General features: G+C 76.2%; 7 protein-coding genes. All 7 read left to right on the top strand.

Annotated elements, in window-relative coordinates; genetic code table 11:
* Positions 1–30 precede the first annotated feature (30 nt).
* Positions 31–4,473 (top strand): amino acid adenylation domain-containing protein, encoded by a 4,443-nt coding sequence (locus tag ACF9IK_RS31050; RefSeq protein ID WP_395297383.1) that lies wholly within the window; start codon positions 31–33, stop codon positions 4,471–4,473.
* Positions 4,474–4,566: 93 nt separating this feature from the next.
* Positions 4,567–6,378, top strand: coding sequence for a non-ribosomal peptide synthetase (locus ACF9IK_RS31045; protein WP_395297382.1), 1,812 nt, complete (start codon positions 4,567–4,569; stop codon positions 6,376–6,378).
* Positions 6,375–7,205: a thioesterase II family protein gene (locus tag ACF9IK_RS31040; RefSeq protein ID WP_395297381.1), complete on the top strand. Its 831-nt coding sequence runs from the start codon at positions 6,375–6,377 to the stop codon at positions 7,203–7,205. Before ACF9IK_RS31045 ends, ACF9IK_RS31040 begins: the two co-directional genes overlap by 4 nt.
* Positions 7,206–7,287: 82 nt before the next feature.
* Entirely contained in the window at positions 7,288–8,475 is a 1,188-nt protein-coding gene (locus ACF9IK_RS31035; RefSeq protein ID WP_395297380.1) for a cytochrome P450, read from the top strand.
* 134 nt (positions 8,476–8,609) lie between these two features.
* Positions 8,610–8,819 (top strand): MbtH family protein, encoded by a 210-nt coding sequence (locus tag ACF9IK_RS31030; RefSeq protein WP_238861905.1) that lies wholly within the window; start codon positions 8,610–8,612, stop codon positions 8,817–8,819.
* 7 nt (positions 8,820–8,826) lie between these two features.
* A complete protein-coding gene (locus tag ACF9IK_RS31025) occupies positions 8,827–9,822 on the top strand; it encodes a TauD/TfdA family dioxygenase (RefSeq protein WP_395297379.1) in 996 nt (331 codons plus the stop codon).
* A gap of 44 nt (positions 9,823–9,866) precedes the next feature.
* Positions 9,867–23,357, top strand: coding sequence for an amino acid adenylation domain-containing protein (locus ACF9IK_RS31020; RefSeq protein WP_395297378.1), 13,491 nt, complete (start codon positions 9,867–9,869; stop codon positions 23,355–23,357).
* The last annotated feature ends 6 nt before the right edge of the window (positions 23,358–23,363 follow it).

Below are 23,363 nucleotides of genomic sequence, written 5' to 3'. Positions count from 1 at the left end.
CGTCAGACCGATCGCCCGAACGAAGGGAACATGGCCGTGAGCCCGTCCGCCGATCCGGCCCGCACCGCCCCCGTGTCGGGGCTCCAGCGCGGCCTGTGGTTCCTCGACCGGTTGAACCCGGAGGCCGCCACCTACACCACCCCCTGGACGTACGACGTCACCGGCCCGCTCGACCTCGACCTGCTGCAGCGAGCGCTGGACGGCGTGGTGGCCCGGCACGAGACGCTGCGCACCACCTTCGCGCTGCACCCCGACGGCCCCCGCCAGCAGGTCCACCGCGGCCTCGCCGTCCCGCTCGCCGTCACCGACCTGCGCGGCCTGCCCGATGCCGAACGGCCCGACCGCGCCGCCCGGTTGTTCGCCGAGCGCGCCACCGAGCCGTTCGACCTGGCCGCCGGCCCGCTGCTGCGCGCCGAGGCCGTCCGGCTCGCCGACGAGCGCACCACCCTGCTGCTGGTGGTCCACCACATCGTCTGGGACGGCTGGTCGGCCGACCTCTTCGAGCGCGAGCTCGTCGAGCTGTACGGAGCCCTGGCCGAGCAGCGGGAGCCCCGGCTGCCGGAACTCGCCGCCCAGTACGCCGACTGGGCGCTGGAGGAGCAGCACACCTCCTACGAGGAGCACCTGGCCTACTGGAAGGACCGTCTCGACGGTGCTCCCGCACTGCTGGAGCTGCCCACCGACCGGCCCCGCCCGGCCGAGCGCGGGCAGCGCGGCGCCACCGAGCCGTTCGACCTCTCCCCCGGTACCGCGGCCCGGGTCCGGGCGCTCGCCGAAGCGGAGGGCGTCACCCCGTTCACCGTCCAACTGGCCGCGTTCGCGCTGCTGGTCGGCCGCTGGAGCGGAGCCGACGACCTGCTCGTCGGCACCCCGGTGACCACCCGCAACCGGCCCGAACTCGCCGACCTGATCGGCTACTTCGTCAACCTGCTGCCACTGCGGATCCGGCTCTCGCCCGGCGCGAGCTTCCGCTCCCTGCTGGAGCACGTCCAGGACGCCGCCTTCGACGCCTTCGGCTACCTCGACGTTCCCTTCGACCAGCTGGTCGACCGGCTGGGCACCGCCCGCACCGCCCAGCACCCGCCGCTGGTCCAGGTGGTGTTCGGCGCCCACACCGAGGACCGCGCCCCACTCGTCCTCGGCGCGGCCACCGCCGAGCGGACCGTCCGATCCAACGGCACCAGCAAGTTCGACCTCACCTGGTCGCTCTTCGACGGCGGCGAGGGCGCCGAGCTGCGCGGCGAGGCCGAGTACAGCAGCGACCTCTTCGACCCCGGCACCGTCCGCCGGCTCGCCGCGGACTACGCCGGCCTGCTGGACGCCGCGCTCGCCGATCCGGACGCCACCGTGCTCCGGCTCACCTCCGCCCCTGCGCCGCACCGCCCGGCGCGCCTCGACCCGGGCCACTGCCTGCACCACCTCTTCGAGCAGGCCGCCGACGCGTACGGCGACCGGCCCGCCGTCAGCGACCCGGACGGCACCCTCGACTACGCCGAACTCGACCGCCGGGCCAACCGGTTGGCGCACGCGCTGCGCGCCCGCGGGGTCCGCCCCGGCGACCGGGTCGGTCTGCTCCTGGAGCGCACCGCGGCCGTACCCGCGGCGATCCTCGGGGTGCTCAAGACCGGCGCCGCCTACGTGCCGGTCGACCTGGCCGCCCCGGCCGACCGGGCCGCCCTGGTCTTCGGCGACACCGCCGTCTCCGTGGTGGTCACCGACCGGCCCGACCGCGCCCCGGACGGCCCCTGGCAGACCCTCGACCTGGCGGCTCGCGCCGAGGAGCTCGCCGCCCTGCCCGACACCAGGCTCCCGGCCACCGGGCGCCCCGGCGACGTCGCCTACCTCATCTTCACCTCCGGCTCCACCGGCCGCCCCAAGGGCGTGGCCGTCGCCCACGAGCACGTCAGCCGGCTGCTCGACTCCGGCCGCCCCCACTTCGGCTTCGGCTCCGACGCGGTCTGGACGCTCTTCCACAGCTACGCCTTCGACTGGACCGTCTGGGAACTCTGGGGCGCCCTGCTGCACGGCGCCCGCCTGGTCGTCGTGCCGTACTTGACCAGCCGCTCGCCCGACGAGTTCGCCGAACTCGTCGACCGGGAGCGGGTCACCCACCTCTGCCTCACCCCGTCCGCGCTGCGCCAGCTCGAACCGGCGCTGCGCCGCCACCCGCGCGCGCTGCCCGCGCTGCGCTGGATCATGCTCGGCGGCGAGGCGCTCGATCCCGGGGTGGTGCAGCGCTGGTCCGCCCTCGACCCGCTGCCGCCCGCCCGGCTCTGCAACCTCTACGGGATCACCGAGACCACCGTCCACGTCACCGTCCACGACGTCGCCGACGGCGGCGAGGGCTTCGAGCGGAGCCTGATCGGTGAGCCGATGCCGCACCTCACCGCGGCGGTCCTGGACGACTGGCTGCGCCCCTGCCCGGCCGGCGTGCCCGGCGAGCTGTACATCGGCGGCGGCAGCCTCGCCCACGGCTACTGGGGCCGACCCGGCCTCACCGCAGGCCGCTTCGTGGCCGACCCGTACGGCCCGCCCGGAGCCCGGCTCTACCGCACCGGCGACGTCGCCAAACGGCTGCCCGGCGGCGGGCTGGAGTACGTCGGCCGGGCGGACTTCCAGGTCAAGCTGCGCGGCTTCCGGATCGAGCTCGGCGAGATCGAGAACGCCGTCGCCGCCCACCCGGACGTGGACACCTGCGTGGTCACCGTGCACGACGACCGGCTCGCCGCGTACGTCACCGGGCGGGAGCCCGCCGACCTGCGGGCCTTCCTGGGCCGTGCGCTGCCCGAGTACATGATCCCGGCGAGCGTCACCGTGCTGGACGCGCTGCCGCTCACCGTCAACGGCAAGGTCGACCGGGCGGCGCTGCCCGCGCCCGGCCGGGCCGCGCCCGCCACCGGCCGGCACGCCGAGCCCCGCACCCCGGAGGAGGAGCTGTTCGCCGCCGTCTGGTCGGAGGTGCTCGGCCTGCCCGGGATCGGCGTGCACGACGACTTCTTCCACCTCGGCGGCGACTCCATCCGCGCCGTCCAGCTGGCCGGGGCGCTGCACGACCGCGGCTGGCAGGTCAGCCTGCGGGACGTCTTCAACGCCCCCACCGTCGCCGCGCTGCTGCCGGCGGCCCGCCCGGTGGCGGCGGACCCCGGGGCGGACCGGCCGTTCGCGCTGATCGCCGAGGAGGACCGGGCCGAGCTCCCGCCCGAGGTGGTCGACGCCTACCCGATGGTCTCGATGCAGCTGTCCATGGTCTTCCACATGGAGGTGGCCGGCGGCACCGACAGCTACCACAACGTCAACTCCTACCGGATCTCCGGTGATCTGGACGAGACCGCCTTCGTCCGGTCGGTCAACGAGGCGATGGCCCGGCACGCCGTGCTCCGCACCGGCCTCGACATCTCCGGGTACGGCGAACCGCTCCAGCTGGTGCACGGCACGCTGCCCGCCCCGGTCGAGTTCGCCGACCTGCGGGGCGCGGACGAGCAGGCCCAGGACGCGGCCGTCCGGGCCGTCTTCGCCGACCACCGGGACCGGCCGTTCGACCTCGCCGAGCCGCCGCTGTTCCGGATCACCGTACAGCGGCTCGGGGCGAGCGCGTTCCAGCTCACCATCTCCGAGCACCACGCGATCCTGGACGGCTGGAGCTTCACCTCGCTACTCACCGAGATCCTCGAACGGCACTCCGCGCTGGCCGCCGACCCGGCGTCCGCGCCGACCCCGCCGCCGCGCACCGCCTTCCGCGACTTCGTCGCCGTGGAGCGGGCGGCGGCCGGGGAGCCGGCCTCGCTGGCCTTCTGGCGCGAGCGGCTGGACGGCGCCACCGGCCAGCTCTGGCCGGGCAGCGAGGACGTCCACGACCTGCCGCGCACGGTCGAGCGGGTACTGCCGGACGCCCCCCGGCAGCTGCGCGGCGTGGCCGACGCGCTCGCCGTGCCGGTCAAGTCCGTGGCGCTCGCCGCCCACCTGCACGCCCTGGCCCGGATCACCGGGCGGGAGCGGGTCACCACCGGCCTGGCGATGAACGGCCGGCTGGAGCGGCTGGGCGGCACCGAGGTCTACGGGCTCTTCCTCAACACCGTCCCGCTGGTGGCCGAGCCGGGGGCGGACCTCGCCGCACTGGTCCGGCACGTGCACCGGGAGGAGCTGGACATGATGCCGCACCGCCGGGTGCCGTTCGCCCGGCTGGCCCGGCTGATGGCCGACACCGCGCTCGACAGCCAGTTCGGCTACCTGCGGTTCCACGCCCTGGGCCGGCTCAGCTCGGCGCGGATCGAGGACGGCCGGATCGGCTGTGAGCCCACCCTGCGGCACGAGCCCAACAGCTTCGCCTTCGGCGCCTCGCTGATCCAGGACCCGGTCTCGGACCGGGTGCTGCTGGCCGTGGACCACCAGCGCGCGGTGGTGGACGACGCCACCGCCGAGGAGTTCATCGACGCCTACGCGGCGGCCCTCGCGGCCCTGGCGGCGTCGGTCTGACGCCGCGCCGCCCCCCGCCGCGCACCGCGGCTCCCGTACGACCGCGTCGGCCCCGACGCGCCACCACCCGTCCCGACCGAGGAGCACCCCCGCATGACCACCACCACCGAACCGGCCGCCACCGCCCAGCCCACCGCCCCCGCCGACCTGCTCACCCGCTTGCGCGCCGCCGTCGCCGCCCACCCCGACCGGCCGGCCGTGCACGCCGTCGACGGCAGCCTCGACTTCGCCGCCCTGGACCGGCGGACCGCCGCCCTCGCCCGCGCCCTGCGCGCCCGGGGCGTGCGGCGCGGCGACCGGGTCGGCATCCACCTGGCCCGCACGGCCGACCTGCCGGTCGCGCTGCTCGCCGCCTGGCGGGCCGGTGCCGCGTACGTCCCGCTCGACCCGGCCTACCCGGCCGAGCGGATCGCCTTCATGGCCGCCGACGCCGGCCTCGCGGCCGTGATCAGCACCGACGCCGCGCCGCCCGTCCCGGCCGGCGTCCCGGTGCTCCGCCCGGACGCCGAGGCCGCAGGGGCGGCCGGGGCCGCGGACGCCGCGGCGGACTCCACCCCGGGCCCGCTCGACTCCGCCTACGTCATCTACACCTCCGGCTCCACCGGCCGCCCCAAGGGCGTCGAGGTGCCGCACGGCGCCGTCGCCCACCTGGCCGCCGCACTGGAGCGCAGCGGCGCCTACCGCCCCGAGCCGGCCGTCGTCGGCTGGAACGCCAGCGTCTCCTTCGACGCCTCCGTCCAGCAGTGGGTCCGGATCTGCCGGGGCGACACTCTGGTGCTGATCGACGACGCCCACCGGGCCGACCCGGCCCGCCTGGCCGTCCTGCTCGCCGAGCACGGCGTCACGGACCTCGACCTGACCCCCTCGCACTGGCAGCTGCTCCGCGAGCCGCTGGCCGGCGCCCGGGTGCCGCGCCTGTTCATGGGCGGCGAACCGGTCCCCGAACGGACCTGGCGCGAGCTGGCCGACGGCGGCATCGACGCGGTCAACCTGTACGGGCCCACCGAGTGCACCGTCGACGCGATCACCGCCCCGATCACCGGCCCCGGCCCGCACCTGGGCGAGCCGCTGCCCGGCGTCCGCGCCCACCTGCTGGACGACCGGCTGGCCCCGGTGACCGCGCCCGGGGCGGTCGGCGAGCTGTACCTGTCCGGGCCTGGCGTGGCACACGGCTACCCGGGCCACCCGGGGCTGACCGCCGGCCGGTTCGTGGCCGACCCGTTCACGCCGGGCGGCCGGATGTACCGCACCGGCGACCGGGCCCGCCGCACCGCGGACGGCCTGCTGGAGTACGTCGGCCGGGTCGACCGCCAGGTCAAGCTGCGCGGCTTCCGGATCGAGCCGGGCGAGGTGGAGCACGCCCTGGCCGCCCTCGACGGGGTGTCCGCAGCGGCGGTCACCGTGCACGAGGCCGCGCCCGGCGACCTCCGGCTGGCCGGATACGTCGTCACCACCGCCGGAGCCGGGGCCGAGGCCGCCGCGCTGCTGGCCGCGCTGCGCCGGACCCTGCCCGCCCATCTGGTGCCGGCCACCGTGACCGTGCTGGACGCGCTCCCGCTCACCCCCAACGGCAAGGTCGACCACCGCGCGCTGCCCGCCCCGGCCGTCGCCGCGGAGGCCGCGCCGGCCGGCGGCATCGACGAGCAGGTCGCCGAGGTCTGGCGGACCGTGCTGGGCGTCCCCGCGGTCGAGCCCACCGACGACTTCCTCTCGCTCGGCGGCCACTCGCTGGCCGCGCTGCGCGTGGTGCACCTGCTGCGCCGCAGGCTGAACGTCGAGCTCCAGCTGCGGCACCTGCTGGACGCCGCCGACCTGGCCGGGTTCACCGCCGCCGTCCGCCGGGCCGCCGAGGCCGGCCCGGCCGCGCCGCGACCCGCCCTGACCGCCCGCCGGGCCGCCCGATGAGCGCGACCGCCGCCCGGCCGCGGATCGAGGGCGACTGGTTCCTCGTCCCCGCGCCCCAACCCCACCGTCCGCTGCGGCTGTTCTGCTTCCCCCACGCCGGCGGCGACGCCACCGCCTTCACCCCGCTGGCCCGGGCGCTCGCACCCGCCGCCGAGGTCTGGGCGCTGCGCCCGCCGGCCCGTGGCGGCCGCAGCCGGGACCGGATGCCGCCGGACTTCGCCGCCCTGGTGGCGGCGGTCGTCGAGGCGATCACGCCGCACCTGGCCGGCGGCCGGTTCGGCTTCTACGGGCAGAGCTTCGGCGCCCTGCTGGCGTACGAGGTGGCCCGCGCGCTGCCCGCCGACCGGCGCCCCGACCTGGTGGTCGCCGCCGGCGCACCGTGCCCCGCGGAGTGGGCCGAGCGGGAGAGCAGGGACCTCGACGCCGGCGAACTCCTTCGCCTCACCGGCCTGGAGGAGCTGGTCCGGGCCGATCCGGACCTGGTCGAGCTGGCCCTGTCCGGCATCCGCACCGACCTCGCGGTCAGCGCCACCTTCCACCACCGCCCGCATCCGCCGATCGGCTCCGCGCTGTACGCGCTGGCCGGCGCCGACGACCCGATGCTCAGCACCACCGACCTCACCGGCTGGGCCGCCTTCACCGGCGGCGCCTTCGGCCACCACGTCCTGCCCGGCGGGCACCTGCTGGCCACCGTCGACCGGCCCGGCCCGGTGGCCCTGCTGTCCTCGCTGCTGGCCGCCGCCCCGGCCCGGCCCGCGACGGACCGGGTCCGCGCCCCGGCGCCGGCCCGGCCGCCGCTGCGGCCCGCCGTCCGGCCCCGCCCGTGAGGGCCGGACGCAGCCGGCCCCGTCCCGCCCCGCCCACTCCGACCCTCGGGCGCGGGCCCGAGGCCACCCCCAGGGAGCAGTCTTGACGACCACCACCACCTCCGTCGACCTCACCGACCCGGCCCTGTGGGCCCGCCCCGACACCCCGGCGCTGGTCGCCGAACTGCGCCGGACCGCCCCCGTCCACCGCACCGAGACGGTGGACGACGGGCCGGTCTGGTCGGTGCTGACCTACCGCGAGTCCGCGGACGTGCTGCGCAACGCCACCGTGTTCAGCTCGGAATCCGGCTCGCTGCTGGGCTCGGGCCAGGGCAAGGTACCGGTCGGCTCGGGCCGGATGATGGCCCTCACCGACCCGCCCCGGCACCGCGAACTGCGCGCCCCCGCCAACCCGTTCTTCTCCAAGGGCGGGGTGCGCGGCGCCGCCCGCTCGATCGCCGAACGGGCCGCCGAGCTCTTCGACCGGGCCGTCGAGCAGGGCGAGGTGGACCTCGTCGACGTGGTCTCCGCTCTGCCGCTGGCGGTCATGTGCGACCTGCTGGACGTCCCCGAGAAGGACCGCGACATGGTGGTCCGGGTCTGCGACGTGGCCTTCCTCGGCCGCACCCCCGAGGAGCGCCGGGCCGGCCACCAACAGCTCATCCCGTACCTGCTGCACCAGGTGATGCTGCGCCGCAGCGACCCGCGCGACGACCTGATCTCGATGATGGCGACCTACAAGGTCAACGGCCGGCTGCTGCCGGTCGAGGACGTCGTGCTGAACCTGGACAACATCGTAGTCGGCGGCGTCCAGACGGTCCGCCACACCGCCGCGATGGGCCTGCACACCCTCGTCCAGCGCCCGGACCTGTGGCGCGCGCTCCAGCAGGGCGAGGTCGACATGGACTCCGCCGTGGACGAGCTGCTGCGGTGGACCTCGGTCGGCCTGCACACGCTGCGCACCGCCAGCCGGGACGTCGAGCTGGCCGGGCGGCAGATCCGCCGCGGCGACCGGGTCGCGGTCTGGGTCTGGTCGGCCAACCGGGACCCGGAGGCCTTCGACCGGCCCGAGGAGATCCTGCTCGACCGCTCGCCCAACAAGCACCTGGCGCTCGGGCTCGGCGCCCACTACTGCATCGGCGCACCGCTGGCCAAGGCCGAGCTGAGCGCGCTGTACTCGGCGGCGCTGGAGAAGGCCGCCGCCATCGAGCCGGCCGGTCCGGTCGAGTACAACCGCTCGATCATCAACTTCGGCCTGGACCGCTTCCCGGTCCGCCTCGCCCCCCGCTGACCGCGCGCACCGGCAGGCGCTAACTGCCGCCCACCTGCCGGGCCTTGTGCCGCTCCGGCCGCCGCGCCGCCGATAGCTTCGAAGCACACCGGGGGCCGCGCCCCACCGGTCCACACCACACCGAGGAGAGCACCATGACCAACCCGTTCGAGGACGACAACGCCGGCTACCTGGTGCTGGTCAACGACGAGAACCAGCACTCGCTCTGGCCGGTCTGGATCGACGTGCCGGCCGGCTGGACCAGCGTCCACGGGGAGGCGTCCCGCCAGGAGTGCCTCGACTGGATCGAGACCAACTGGACCGACATCCGCCCGGCCGGCCTGCTGGCCACCCTGGACCGGTGAGCGCGCGATGCCGACCTGGGAGCTGACTCCCGGCCGCCCCGCCCTGACCCGGGTGCCGGCCGGCGCCGACCTCGCCGAGGGCTGCGCCTGGCTGCGCGAGAACGAGGCCGAGCTGACCGCCGCGCTGCACGAGCACGGCACGATCTTCCTGCGCGGCCTGCCGGTGGCCTCCACCGAGGACGTCGCCGCCGTCCGCGACGTGCTGATCCCCGAGCCCACGCCGTACCGGGAGAAGGCCACCCCGCGCAGCGACTTCGGCCACGGCGTCTTCTCGTCCACCGACCTGCCGCCGGCCCAGTCGATCCGGATGCACAACGAGAACAGCTACACGCTGACCTTCCCCGGCCGGCTGCTCTTCGCCTGCCTGACCGCCCCCGAGGAGGGCGGCGCCACCCCGACCGCCGACGTCCGCAAGGTCCTGGCCCACCTGCCGGAGCACCTGGCGGCCCGCGGCCGGGCGTCCGGCTGGACGCTCACCCGCACCTACTCGGACTACGTCTCGCTCGGCTGGCGGACCGCCTTCGGCACCGAGGACCGCGCCGAGGTGGAGCTGTACTGCAAGGAGAACGGCATCTCCTGGCAGTGGCAGCCGGACGGCAACCTGCGCACCGGCCAGCTGCGGCCGGCCACCGTCCACCACCCCCGGACCGGCGAGGAGGTCTGGTTCAACCACCTCGCCTTCTGGAACGAGTGGTCGCTGGACCCGGACATCCGGGAGGCCATGGTCGACGAGTTCGGCCCGGACGGCCTGCCGTTCAACACCGGCTTCGGGGACGGCGATCCGCTCTCCCGGGAGGACGTGGACGCGCTGAACGCCGCCTACGAGGCCGCCACCGTCCGCGAGACCTGGCAGGTCGGCGACGTGATGCTGGTCGACAACGTGCTCTGCGCGCACGGCCGCGACCCGTACCGCGGCGACCGGAGGATCGCCGTCGCGATGGGCCGTCCGGTCGACGTCCTGGACTGCCGCCCCACCGTGCTGCCCACGGCAGTGCCCGCCTGACGCCCCACCACCAACCGCGCCATGACGTGAGCAGAGGAAGCACCGTGATCCCGGTTTCGTACGCACAACAGCGTCTCTGGCTGATCGACCAGATCGAAGGACCGACCGCGCTCTACAACCTGCCGTTCGCGGTCCGCCTGCGCGGCCCGCTCGACACCGCCGCGCTGCGCGCCGCGACGGCGGACGTGGTCGACCGGCACGAGGCCCTGCGCACGGTGTTCCCGGTGGACGGGGGCGTCCCGGTGCAGCGGATCCTGCCGTCCGCGCAGGCGAAGCCCTCCTTCGAGACGGTGGACTGCGCGCCGGCGGACTACCCCGGCCTGCGGGACCGGGCCGCCGCCGCCACCTTCGACCTGAGCGCCGAACTGCCCATCCGGGTCACGGTCTTCTCGCTCGCACCGGCCGAGCACGTGCTGCTCGTCGTGCTCCACCACATCGCCGGCGACGGCTGGTCGCTCGGCCCGCTGCTGCGCGACCTCGCCACCGCCTACCGGGCCCGGCTGGCCGGCACCGCCCCCGACTGGGAGCCGCTGCCGGTCCAGTACGCCGACTACGCGCTCTGGCAGCGCGACCTGCTCGGCGACGAGACCGATCCGGACAGCCTGATGAGCCGCCAGCTCGACTACTGGAGAGGGGCCCTGGCAGGCCTGCCGGAGGAGCTGGAGCTGCCGACGGACCGCCCCCGGCCGGCCGACCCGAGCGGCGCCGCGGACGCCGTCGCCTTCGCGTACGGAGCGGAGCTGCACGCCGCCCTGCTCGGCCTGGCCCACCGGCACCGCTCCACCCTGTTCGCCGTCCTCCAGGCCGGCCTGGCCGCCCTGTTCACCCGGCTCGGCGCCGGCACCGACATCCCGCTCGGCACCGGCGTGGCGGGCCGCTCGGACGAGGCGCTGAACGACCTGGTCGGCTTCTTCGTCAACACCCTGGTGCTGCGCACCGACACCTCCGGCGACCCGACCTTCGCCGAACTCGTCGACCGGGTCCGGGAGGCGCAGCTGGACGCGTTCGCCCACCAGGACGTGCCGTTCGAGCGGCTGGTGGAGGAGGTCAACCCGGCCCGTGCGCTCGGCCGCCACCCGCTGTTCCAGACCCTGCTCGTGCTGCAGAACCACGAGGAGGGCGAACTCGGCCTGCCCGGGCTGGAGTCGGATTCCGAGCCGCTCGGCCTGCGGGTCGCCAAGTTCGACCTGAACATCGGCATCACCGAGCAGCGCGGCGCCGACGGCGCCCCGGCGGGCCTCACCGGCTCGGTCGAGTACGCGGCCGACCTGTACGACCGGGCCACCGTCACCACCCTGTTCGAGCGGCTCGGCCGGCTGCTGGCGGCCGCGGCCGCCGACCCGCAGGCCCCGATCGGCGCCCTGGAGGTGCTCGGCGCCGAGGAGCGGACCCGCATCCTGGACGAGTGGAACGCCACCGCGGCGCCCGTGCGCCCCGGCTCGTTGCCCGAGCTGTTCGAGGCACAGGCGGCCCGCACCCCGGACGCGGCCGCCCTGGTCCACGACGGCGGCACGGTCGGCTACGCCGAGCTCAACACCCGCGCCAACCGGCTCGCGCACCACCTGCTCGCCTGCGGCGTCGGCCCGGAGAGCCCGGTCGCGCTGCTGATGGAGCGCTCGGTCGAGCTGGTCGTCGCCACCCTCGCGGTGCTCAAGGCCGGCGGCTGCTACGTCCCGATGCACGCGAGCCTGCCACCCGAGCGGATGGCCGCACTGCTCGCCGACACCGGCGCCCCCGTCCTGCTCACCGACCGGGCGGACCCGGGCTTCCCGCACACCGCCGCCGTGGTCCGCCCCGGCGACGAGGCGGGCGCGCCCGAACACGACCCCGGCCTGCCCGTCCACCCGGACCGGCTCGCCTACGTGATGTTCACCTCCGGCTCCACCGGCACCCCCAAGGGCGTCGCCGTCCGGCACCGGGACGTGGTCGACCTGGCCGCCGACCGCCGCTGGCGGGACGGCCGGCACGAGCGGATCCTGCTGCACTCCCCGCACGCCTTCGACGCCGCCACCTACGAGCTGTGGACGCCGCTGCTCGCCGGCGACAGCGTGGTCGTCGCCCCGCCCGGCGGGCTGGACGCCGCCGCGCTGCACGCCGTCGCCACCCGGCACGGCGTCACCGCGGTCTTCCTCACCAAGGCGCTCTTCGACCTGGTCGCCGAGCAGGCGCCGGAGACCTTCCGCGCCCTGCGGGTGGTGCTGACCGGCGGCGAGGCCGCCTCCGGCACCCTGATGCAGCGGGTCCTCGACCGCTGCCCGGACCTGCTGCTCGCCCACGTCTACGGCCCCACCGAGGCCACCACCTTCGCCACTCACCACCACCTCGTCCCCGCCGACCTGGCCGGCCCCCGGGCCCCGATCGGCGGCCCGCTCGACAACATGCGTGCCTACGTCCTGGACGCCCGGCTGCGGCCGGTGCCGCCCGGCGTGCCCGGCGAGCTGTACATCGCCGGGGCGGGCCCGGCGCGCGGCTACTGGCGCCGGCCGGGGCTGACCGCCGAGCGCTTCGTCGCGGACCCGTACGCGCCCGGCGCTGAAACCCTCTCCCCCGGCCCGGAGGCCGGGACGAACCCCCGGCCCGGCGGCGGGCCAGGAGCGCGGATGTACCGCACCGGCGACCTGGTGCGCCGCCGCACGGACGGCGCGATCGAGTTCCTCGGCCGGATCGACGGCCAGGTCAAGGTGCGCGGCTTCCGGATCGAGCTGGGCGAGATCGAGGCCGTCCTCTCCGGCCACCCGGCCGTCCGCCAGGTCATCGTCGTCGCCCGCGAGGACCGGCCCGGCGACACCCGGCTGGTCGGCTACTGCGCGGCCGCGGACGACGACCCCGGACTCGCCGACGAGCTGCGGAGGTTCGCCGCCCGCACGCTCCCCGGCTACATGGTCCCCGCCGCCGTGCTGGTGCTGCCGGCGCTGCCGCTCAACGCCAACGGCAAGGTCGACCGCCGGGCGCTGCCCGCCCCCGACCTCGGCGGAGACTCGACCGGCCGCGCCCCGCGCGACGCGCGCGAGCGTGCCCTGTGCGAGCTGTTCGGGGAGATCCTCGGCATCGAGGGCGTCACCATCGACGACGACTTCTTCGAGCTGGGCGGCCACTCCCTGCTCGCCACCCGGCTGGTCGGCCGGGCCCGCGCCGAACTCGGCGCCGAACTGGCCATCGCCGACCTCTTCCAGGCCCCGACCGTCGCCGCCCTGGCCGCCCGGCTGTCCACCGGGCCGGCCCGCCCGGCGCTGCGTCCCGAGCCCCGGTCCGAGCGGCTGCCGCTGTCCTTCGCCCAGCGCCGGCTCTGGTTCCTCGGCCAGGCCGAGGGCCCCGCCGCGACCTACAACGTCACGCTCGCGCTGCGGCTGACCGGCCCGCTCGACGCCGGCGCCCTCGAACGCGCCCTCGGCGACGTGGCCGGGCGGCACGAGAGCCTGCGCACCGTGTTCGGCGCCCACGACGGCGTCCCCCACCAGCGGGTGCTGGCCGCCCCGCCCGCGCCGCTGCTGACCGTCACCGACCGCCCGGCCGAGGAGCTGGTCGGCCACACCTTCGACCTGGCGGTCGACGTCCCGCTGCACGCCTACCTGCGCCCGGACGGCCCGGACGAGCACGTCCTGCTCCTGGTGATGCACCACATCGCCAGCGACGGCTGGTCGCTGCGCCCGCTCTTCCGCGACCTCGCCGAGGCCTACACGGCCCGGCTGGGCGGCGAGCGGCCGGCGTGGCAGCCGCTGCCGGTGCAGTACGCCGACTACACCCTCTGGCAGCACCGGCTGCTCGGCGCGGACTCCGACCCGGAGAGCCTGATCGGCGGCCAGCTCGCCCACTGGCGCGAGGCCCTGGCCGGCCTGCCGGACGAGCTGGCGCTCCCGCTGGACCACCCTCGTCCGCCGGTCGCCTCGCACCGCGGCGATGTCGTCCCGCTGGAGCTGGACGAGGCCCTGCACGCCCGGCTGGCCGCGCTGGCCGCCGAGCACGGGGTGACGCTGTTCATGGTGCTCCAGGCCGCCTTCGCCACCCTGCTGCACCGTTTCGGCGCCGGCGAGGACCTGCCGATCGGCACCCCGTTGGCCGGCCGCCTGGACCAGGCCCTGGACGAGCTGGTCGGCTTCTTCGCCAACACCCTGGTGCTGCGCACCGACCTTTCCGGCCGGCCGGTCTTCGCCGAGCTGCTGGGCCGGGTCCGGGAGGCCGACCTGGCCGCCTACGCGCACCAGGACGTGCCGTTCGAGCGGCTGGTCGAGGAGCTCAACCCGGCCCGCACGCTGTCCCGGCACCCGCTCTTCCAGGTGATGATCGCCTTCGACAACACCTCGGGCGGCCACCCGGAGTTCCCCGGCACCCGCGCCGCGTACGAGCCGCTGGGCCTGCCCACCACCGCCTTCGACCTCACCCTCAACCTCTCCGAGCGGCACCACCCGGACGGCTCCCCGGCAGGCCTGGACGGCGGCCTGGAATTCGCCGCCGACCTGTTCGAGCGGAGCACCGCCGAGCGGCTCGCCGCCGCGCTCGCCCTGATCCTGCGCCAGGTCGCAGCGGACCCGTACCGCCCGGTCGCCGACCTGGAGGTGCTGGACGAGGACGGCCGGGCCGCCCTGGCCCGCTGGCACGACACCGACCGGCCGGGCGCCGGCGCCCTCGTCCCGGCGGCGTTCGCCGCCCAGGCCGCCGCCACGCCCGAGGCCGTCGCCCTGGTCTCCGGGGAGACCCGGCTGACCTACGCCGAGCTGGACGCCCGGGCCGACCGGCTGGCGCACGGCCTGAGGGCCGCCGGGGTCGGCCCGGACGCGGTGGTCGCCCTCGCGCTGCCCCGCTCCGCCGAGTCGGTGGTCGCGGTGCTCGCCGTGCTCAGGGCCGGCGCCGCCTTCCTCCCGCTGGACGCCGAGTACCCGCGGGACCGGATCGCCCACATGCTGGCCGACGCCCGCCCGGCCGCCGTCCTCACCGCCGACGGCTGGCCGCTGCCCGACGTCCTGGACGGACTGCCCGTGCTCGCCACCGACGACCTGGCCCGGGCCGACGGCCGGGCCGACCTGGCCGCCGGCGCCCCGCCGGTGCGGATCGGCCCCGACCACGCCGCCTACGTCATCTACACCTCCGGCTCCACCGGCCGCCCCAAGGGCGTCGTGGTCCGCCACGGCGGCCTGGCCAACCTGCTCGCCTTCCACCGCGAGGAGACCGTCGGCGCCGCCGAGCGGGCCCACCCGGGCCGCCGGTTCAGGTTCGCCCAGGTCGGCTCGCTGTCCTTCGACACCGCACTCGAATCGCTGCTCTGGATGGTCGCCGGGCACGAGCTGCACCTGCTCGACGACGAGCTGCGCCGCGACACCGCCGCCGTCGTGCGCCACGCCGAGCGGAACGGCCTCGACGTCTTCGACCTCACTCCCGGCCACGCCGAGCGGCTGGTCGAGGAGGGCCTGCTGACCCGCTGCCGGCCCGCGCTGGTGATGGTCGGCGGCGAGGCCGTCGGCCAGGCCCTGTGGACCGCCCTGGCGGCCGCACCGGACACCGTGGCGCTCAACATGTACGGCCCCACCGAGTGCACCGTCGACGCGCTGTTCCACCGGCTGGCCGGCGCCGGGCGCCCGCTGATCGGCCGCCCGCTGCCCAACCTGCGCGCACACGTCCTGGACGCGGCCCTGCGGCCGGTGCCCGCCGGTGTCCCCGGCGAGCTCTACCTGAGCGGCGCCGGCCTGGCCCGCGGCTACCTCGGACGCCCCGCACTGACCGCCGAGCGCTTCGTCGCGGACCCGTACGCGCCCGGCGCTGAAACCCTCTCCCCCGGCCCGGAGGCCGGAACGAACCCCCGGCCCGGCGGCGGGCCAGGAGCGCGGATGTACCGCACCGGCGACCTGGTGCGCCGCCGCCCCGACGGCACGATCGAGTTCCTCGGCCGCACCGACCACCAGGTCAAGGTACGCGGCTTCCGGATCGAGCTCGGTGAGATCGAGGCCGTCCTCACCGCCCACCCGGACGTCCTCCAGGCCGCCGTGGTGCCGTACGAGGACGGCACCACCGGTACCCGGCTGGTCGCCTACGCGGTCGGCACCACGGACCTCGACCCGGCCGCGGTGCGCGCCCACGCCGGCACCGCCCTGCCCGACTACATGGTGCCGGCCGCCGTGGTGACCCTGGCCGAGCTGCCGCTCACCGTGAACGGCAAGCTGGACCGCGCCGCCCTGCCGGCCCCCGACTTCGCCGCGGCCGCCGGCGGCCGGGCCCCCCGCTCGGCGCGCGAGGAGATCCTCTGCGGCCTCTTCGGCGAGCTCCTCGGCGTCGAGGGCGTCACCGTCGACGACGACTTCTTCGCCCTCGGCGGCCACTCGCTGCTCGCCACCAAGCTGCTGAGCCGGGTCCGCGCCGCCCTCGGCGCCGAGTTGGGCATCCGCGACGTCTTCGAGGCACCGACCGTGGCCGGCCTCGCCCAGCGCCTGGACGGCGCCGAGGCCCGCCTGCCGCTCACCGCCGGCCGGGCCCGGCCGGAGCGGGTACCGCTCTCCTTCGCCCAGCAGCGGCTCTGGCTGATCGACCGGATGGAGGGCCCCAGCGCGCTCTACAACATGCCGCTCGCCCTGCGTCTGACCGGGGCGCCGGACACCGACGCGCTGGCCGCCGCCCTCGGCGACCTGGCCGGCCGGCACGAGGTCCTGCGCACGGTGATCGCCGAGTACGACGGCGAGCCGCACCAGCGGATCCTGCCGCCCGCCGCGGCGCTGCCGGTCGACCTGCTCGACTGCGCACCGGAGTCGGTGGACGCCGAGGTCGCGCGGCTCGCCCGGCGCCCGTTCGACCTGGCCGCCGAGGCGCCGATCCGCGCCACCCTGCTGCGGATCGCGCCCGAGGACCACGTGCTGGTGATCGCCCTGCACCACATCGCCGGCGACGGCTGGTCGATGGGCCCGCTGCTCGCCGACCTCGCCGAGGCCTACACGCTCCGCCTCGGCGGCGAGCCGCCGGCCTGGCGGCCGCTGCCGGTCCAGTACGCCGACTACGCGCTCTGGCAGCGCGACCTGCTCGGCGACGAGGCCGACCCGGACAGCACGGTCTCCCGCCAGCTCGCCTACTGGCGCGAGACGCTGGCCGATCTCCCCGAGGAGCTCGCGCTCCCGGTGGACCGCCCGCGCGGCACCCGATCCGACCACCGGGGCGACCGGGTGGCCCTGCCGATCGACGCCGAACTGCACCGACGGCTCGTCGAGTTGTCACGCGAGCACCGGGTCACCCTGTTCATGACCCTCCAGGCCGCGCTGGCCGCACTGCTCACCCGGCTCGGCGCCGGCACCGACGTGCCGATCGGCTCGGTGGTCGCCGGCCGCTCCGACGAGGCACTGGACGACCTGGTCGGCTTCTTCATCAACACCCTGGTGCTGCGCACCGACACCTCCGGCGACCCGACCTTCGCCGAACTGCTCGGCCGGGTCCGGGAGACCGGCCTCGGCGCCTACGCCCACCAGGACGTGCCGTTCGAGCGGCTGGTCGAGGAGCTCAACCCGGCCCGCTCGCTCGCCCGGCACCCGCTCTTCCAGGTGGCGATGGTCCTGCAGTCCAACGCCGAGGCCGAGCTGGAGCTGGCCGGGCTGCGCGCCGAGGCGCTGCCGGCCGGCACCGGAGTCGCCAAGTTCGACCTCAACGTGACCCTGGAGGAGTTCTTCGGGGCGGACGGCGCCCCCGCCGGCCTGGACTGCGCGATCGACTTCGCCACCGACCTGTTCGACCGGGAGACCGCCGAGTCACTGGCGGCCCGCTTCGGGCGCCTGCTCACCGCCGTCGCCGCCGCGCCCGAGCGCCGGATCGGCCGGGTCGACCTGCTCGCCGAGGACGAGCGCGCCGACCTGCCGGGCGGCCACCGGCCGCTGCCGGCCGGCCTGCCGCTGGTCCCGGCGGCCTTCGCCGAGCGCGTCGCGCGGACCCCCGACCTGACCGCCCTGGTCTTCGAGGGCACCCGACTGACCTACGCCCAGCTCGACGCCCGGGCCAACCGCCTGGCGCACGGTCTGGCGGCCGCCGGGGTCGGCCCGGAGTCGGTGGTCGCGCTCGCCCTGCCCCGCTCGGTGGACACCGTGGTCGCGCAGCTGGCGGTGCTCAAGGCCGGCGCCGCCTTCCTCCCGCTGGACGCCGAGTACCCGCGCGAGCGCACCGCCCACATGCTCGCCGACGCCCGCCCGGTCGCCGTCCTCACCGCCGACGGCTGGCCGCTGCCCGACGTCCTGGACGGCCTGTCCGTGCTGCGCACCGACGAGGAGCTGTGGGCGGCGCAGCCCGCCGGCGCGCTCCCCGTCCGGGTCGGCCCGGCGCACGCCGCCTACGTGATCTACACCTCCGGCTCCACCGGCCTGCCCAAGGGCGTGGTGGTGAGCCACGGGTCGATCGCCGGGCTGCTGGCCGCGCACCAGGCCGAGACCTTCGGCGAGCCCGAGCGGATGCACGGGCGGCTCCGCGCCGCGCTGACCGCCTCGCTCTGCTTCGACGCCTCCTGGAACAGCCTGCTCTGGATGGTCGCCGGCCACGAGCTGCACCTGATCGGCAACGACCTGCGCCGGGATCCGGCGGCCCTGGTCCGGCACCTGCGGGAGGTCGGCGTCGACGCCCTCAACCTCACCCCGTCCTTCGCCGAACAGCTCATCGCCGAGGGCTTGTTGGACGCCCCCGCACCACGCGTGGTGCTGCTCGGCGGGGAGCCGATCGGGCAGGCGCTCTGGACCCGCCTGCGCGAGGCCCCGCACACCACCGGCCACAACCTGTACGGGCCCACCGAGTGCACCGTCGACACGCTGCTCCAGGCCTACGCCGAATCCGAGCGCCCGTCCCTGGGCCACACCGTGCTCGGCACCCGCGCCCACGTCCTGGACGAGCACCTGAACCCCGTCCCCGTCGGCGTACCCGGCGAGCTCTACCTGGCGGGGGACAGCCTGGCACGCGGCTACCTCGGCCGCCCCGGCCTGACCGCCGAGCGCTTCGTCGCGAACCCCTTCGCGGCCGGCACCCGGATGTACCGCACCGGCGACCTGGTCCGGCGCACCCGGGACGGCGGCCTCGACTACCTCGGCCGCACCGACCACCAGGTCAAGGTGCGCGGCTTCCGGATCGAGCCGGGCGAGATCGAGCAGGTGCTGACCCGCCACGAGGCCGTCCGCCAGACGGTGGTCGTACTGCACGAGGCCGACGGTGACCGACGGCTCGTCGGGTACTGCGCGACCTCCGCACCGAGTCCCGAACTCGCCCTCGAACTGAGGCGGTTCGCCGCCGAGGCGCTGCCCGGCCACATGGTCCCGGCCGCCGTGGTCACGCTCGCCGCGCTGCCGCTGACCGGCAGCGGCAAGGTCGACCGGCGGGCCCTGCCCGCCCCGGACTTCGGTCTCTTCGCCGGCGGCCGGGCCGCCCGCACCGCCCGCGAGGAGCTGCTCTGCGGCCTCTTCGCCGAGGTCCTCGGCCTGGCCGCGGTCGGCGTCGACGACGACTTCTTCACGCTCGGCGGCCACTCGCTGCTCGCCATCAAGCTGGTCAGCCGGGTCCGCACCGCCCTGGGCTCCGAGCTGGACATCCGGGACGTCTTCGAGGCGCCGACGGTGGCCGGCCTGGCCCAGCGGCTGGACGGCGCCGAGGCCCGCCCCCCGCTCACCGCGGCCGCCGAACGCCCCGAACGGGTGCCGCTCTCCTTCGCCCAACGGCGGCTCTGGCTGATCGACCGGATGGAGGGCCCGAGCGCCCTCTACAACCTCCCGCTCGCCCTGCGTCTGACCGGCGCCCTCGACGCCGACGCGCTGGCGGCCGCCCTGGACGATCTGGCCGCCCGGCACGAGAGCCTGCGCACCGTGATCACCGAGCACGACGGCGAGCCGCACCAGCGGATCGTCGAACCCGCCGCGGCCCGCATCCCGTTCGACCGCCGCACCGAGGCGCCGGCCGACCTCGCCGACGAGCTGGCCGCGTGTGCCGGCGTCCCGTTCGACCTGGCCGCCGACCTGCCGGTCCGGGCCCACCTGCTCCCGCTCGCCGCCGACGAGCACCTGCTGCTCCTGGTGCTGCACCACAGTGCCGGCGACGGCTGGTCGATGGGCCCGCTGCTCGCCGACCTCGCCGAGGCCTATGCCGCCCGCCTCGGCGGCGAGCCGCCGGCCTGGCGGCCGCTGCCGGTCCAGTACGCCGACTACGCGCTCTGGCAGCGCGACCTGCTCGGCGACGAGGCCGACCCGGACAGCACGGTCTCCCGCCAGCTCGCCTACTGGCGCGAGGCGCTGGCCGGTCTCCCCGAGGAGCTGGCGTTGCCGGTGGACCGGCCCCGGCGCGCCGACGGCGGACACCACGGGGACCGGGTTGTCGTCCCGCTCGGGGCCGAACTCCACCGGGCGCTGGTCGAGTTGTCACGCGAGCACCGGGTAACGATGTTCATGACGCTGCAGGCCGCGCTGGCCGCACTGCTCACCCGGCTCGGCGCCGGCACCGACGTGCCGATCGGCTCGGTGGTCGCCGGCCGCTCCGACGAGGCACTGGACGACCTGGTCGGCTTCTTCGTCAACACCCTGGTGCTGCGCACCGACACCTCCGGCGACCCGGACTTCGCCGAACTGCTCGGCCGGGTCCGGGAGACCCAGCTGAACGCCCACGCCCACCAGGACGTGCCGTTCGAGCGGCTGGTCGAGGAGCTCAACCCGGCCCGCTCGCTGGCCCGCCACCCGCTCTTCCAGGTGATGCTGCTGCTCCAGGGCGGCACCGGTGGTGAGCCGCTCGACCTGGCCGGCCTGCGGGCCGAGGTCGAACCGGTCGGCGGCTACGCGGCCAAGTTCGACCTCTCCATCGGCATGGGCGAGTCCTTCGACGCCGACGGCGCCCCCGCCGGCCTGGAGTGCGCCGTCGACTTCGCCACCGACCTGTTCGACCGGGAGACCGCCGAGTCCATCGCCGTCCGGTACGGCCGCCTGCTCGCCGCGGTGGCCGCCGACCCGGCGCGGCCGGTCGGCCGGGCCGACCTGCTCGCCGAGTCCGAGCGCGCCGAGTTGCTGGTCCCCGGGGCCGACCTGCCGGATCGGCTTCCGCTGCTGCCGGCCGCGTTCGAGGCGCAGGCCGCCCGTACCCCGGACGCCGTCGCCATGGTCTCCGGCGCGACAGCACTGACCTACGCCGAGCTGAACGCCCGCGCCAACCGCCTCGCCCACCGCCTGATCGAGGCGGGCGCCGGCCCGGACGCGGTGGTCGCCCTGGCGCTGCCGCGCTCCGCCGAGACCGTGGTCGCCCTGCTCGCGGTGCTCAAGGCGGGTGCCGCCTCGCTCGCGCTGGACGCCGAGTACCCGGCCGACCGGACCGCCGCCATGCTGGCTGACGCCGCGCCGGCCCTGGTCCTCACCGACGAGCGCTGGCCGTGGCCCGAGCTGCTGGACGGCCTGCCCGTCCAGCAGCTCGACCGGGCCGGCGCCGGCCACCCCGCCGGCAGCGGAACCGGTACGGCCGACCCCGCCCCGCGCGCCACCGCGGCCGACGCCGCCTACGTGATCTACACCTCCGGCTCGACCGGGCGGCCCAAGGGCGTGGTGGTGGGCCACGGTTCGATCGCCGCGCTGCTCGCCGCCCACCGGGCCGGCCCGATCGGGACGGCGGAACGCGCCCACGGCCGGCTCAGGGTCGCCCTCACCGCCTCGCTCTGCTTCGACGCCTCCTGGGACGGCCTGCTCTGGATGATCGCCGGCCACGAGCTGCACCTGGTCGCCGACGACGTCCGCCGCGACGCCGCCGCACTGGTCGGGCACGTCCGCGCGGAGCGCATCGGCGTCCTGGAGGTCACCCCCTCCTACGCCGAACTGCTGCTGGAGGAGGGACTGCTGGAAGCCCCGGCGCCGCGGCTGGTGCTGCTCGGCGGCGAGGCCGTGGGCCAGGCGCTCTGGACCCGTCTGCGCGAGGCCCCGCACACCGCGGGCCACAACCTCTACGGCCCCACCGAGTCCACCGTCGACGCACTCACCCAGCCGTTCGCGGACACCGAGCGGCCCGCGCTCGGCCGGACCGTGCCCGGCACCCGCGCCCTCGTCCTGGACGAGCACCTCGCCCCCGTCCCCGCCGGTGTCCCCGGCGAGCTCTACCTCGGCGGCGCCGGCCTGGCCCGCGGCTACCTCGGCCGCCCCGGCCTGACCGCCGAGCGCTTCGTCGCCGACCCGTACACGCCCGGCGCCCGGATGTACCGCACCGGAGACCTGGTCCGGCGCACCCGTGCGGGCGGGCTGGAGTACCTGGGCCGCACCGACCAGCAGGTCAAGATCCGCGGCTTCCGGATCGAACCCGGCGAGATCGAGCACGTGCTGACCGGCCACCAGCTGGTCAGAGCCGCGACCGTGGTGGCCCGCGAGGACGGCACGGCCGGCCCCCGACTGGTCGCCTACGTGGTCGCCGACGGGCCGCTCGACCCGGCCGACCTGCGCGCCTTCGCCGCCGAGTCGTTGCCCGGGTACATGCTCCCGGCCGCGTTCGTACCGCTCGCCGCCCTGCCGCTGACCGCCAGCGGCAAGGTCGACCACCGCGCCCTGCCCGCACCCGACTTCACCGCCGCGCCCGCCGGGCGGGCCCCGCGGACCGCGCGCGAGGAGCTGCTCTGCGGCCTCTTCTCCGACGTCCTCGGCCTGCCCGCGGTCTCCGTCGACGACGGCTTCTTCGACCTCGGCGGCCACTCGCTGCTGGCGATGAAGCTGCTCGGCCGGATCCGCACCGCGCTCGGCACCGACCTCGGGATGCGGGCGCTCTTCGAGGCCCCCACCGTGGCCGGCCTGGCCCGGCGCCTCGACGCCGCCGGTCCGGCGGCCGACGCCCTGGACGTCCTCCTGCCGCTGCGCACCGCCGCACCGCGCCGGGGTGACGGCACCGGCGGCAGGGCCCCGCTGTTCTGCGTCCACCCGGCCGCCGGCATCAGCTGGGTCTACTCCGGGCTGCTGCGCCACCTCGGCGCCGACCAGCCGGTCTACGGCCTCCAGGCCCGCGGCCTGCGCGGCGGCTCCCCCGCCGACGTCGCCGAGATCGCCGAGGACTACGTGCGGCAGATCCGGGCCGTCCAGCCGGACGGGACCTACCATCTGCTCGGCTGGTCCTTCGGCGCGGTGGTCGCCCAGGCGATGGCCGTCCGGCTCCAGGCCGAGGGCGGCGAGGTCGCCCTGCTGGCCCTGCTGGACGGCGCGCCGGCCGCCCGGCCCGCCCGCCCGGCCGCGCCCTCCGACGACCCGGTGGACACCCTCTCCGAACTGCTCGCCTCGCTCGGCTACGACCCGGCCGACGGACGCGGCCAGGCCGACCTCACCGCCCTGCTCGGCGAGGCCGCCGCCGTCCTGCCCGACGTCTTCGAGCACCACCGCAAGCTGATGGCCGAGCACGTGCCGGACCGCTACCGGGGGGACGCCGTCTTCTTCGGCGCCACCGTCGGCAAACCCGCGGACTGGCCCTACGAGGAGGCCTGGCGGCCGTACGTCGACGGCCGCATCGAGCACCACCGCGTCGCGTGCGAGCACGGCGCGATGACCCAGCCCGAGCCCGTCGCACGGATCGCCGCCGTGCTCGCCCAGAAGCTTGGAGAGTAGACCGTC

The sequence above is a fragment of the Kitasatospora hibisci genome (assembly GCF_043950205.1).
Classification (GTDB): domain Bacteria; phylum Actinomycetota; class Actinomycetes; order Streptomycetales; family Streptomycetaceae; genus Kitasatospora; species Kitasatospora hibisci.
This window is presented reverse-complemented; position numbering and strand designations above follow the sequence as displayed.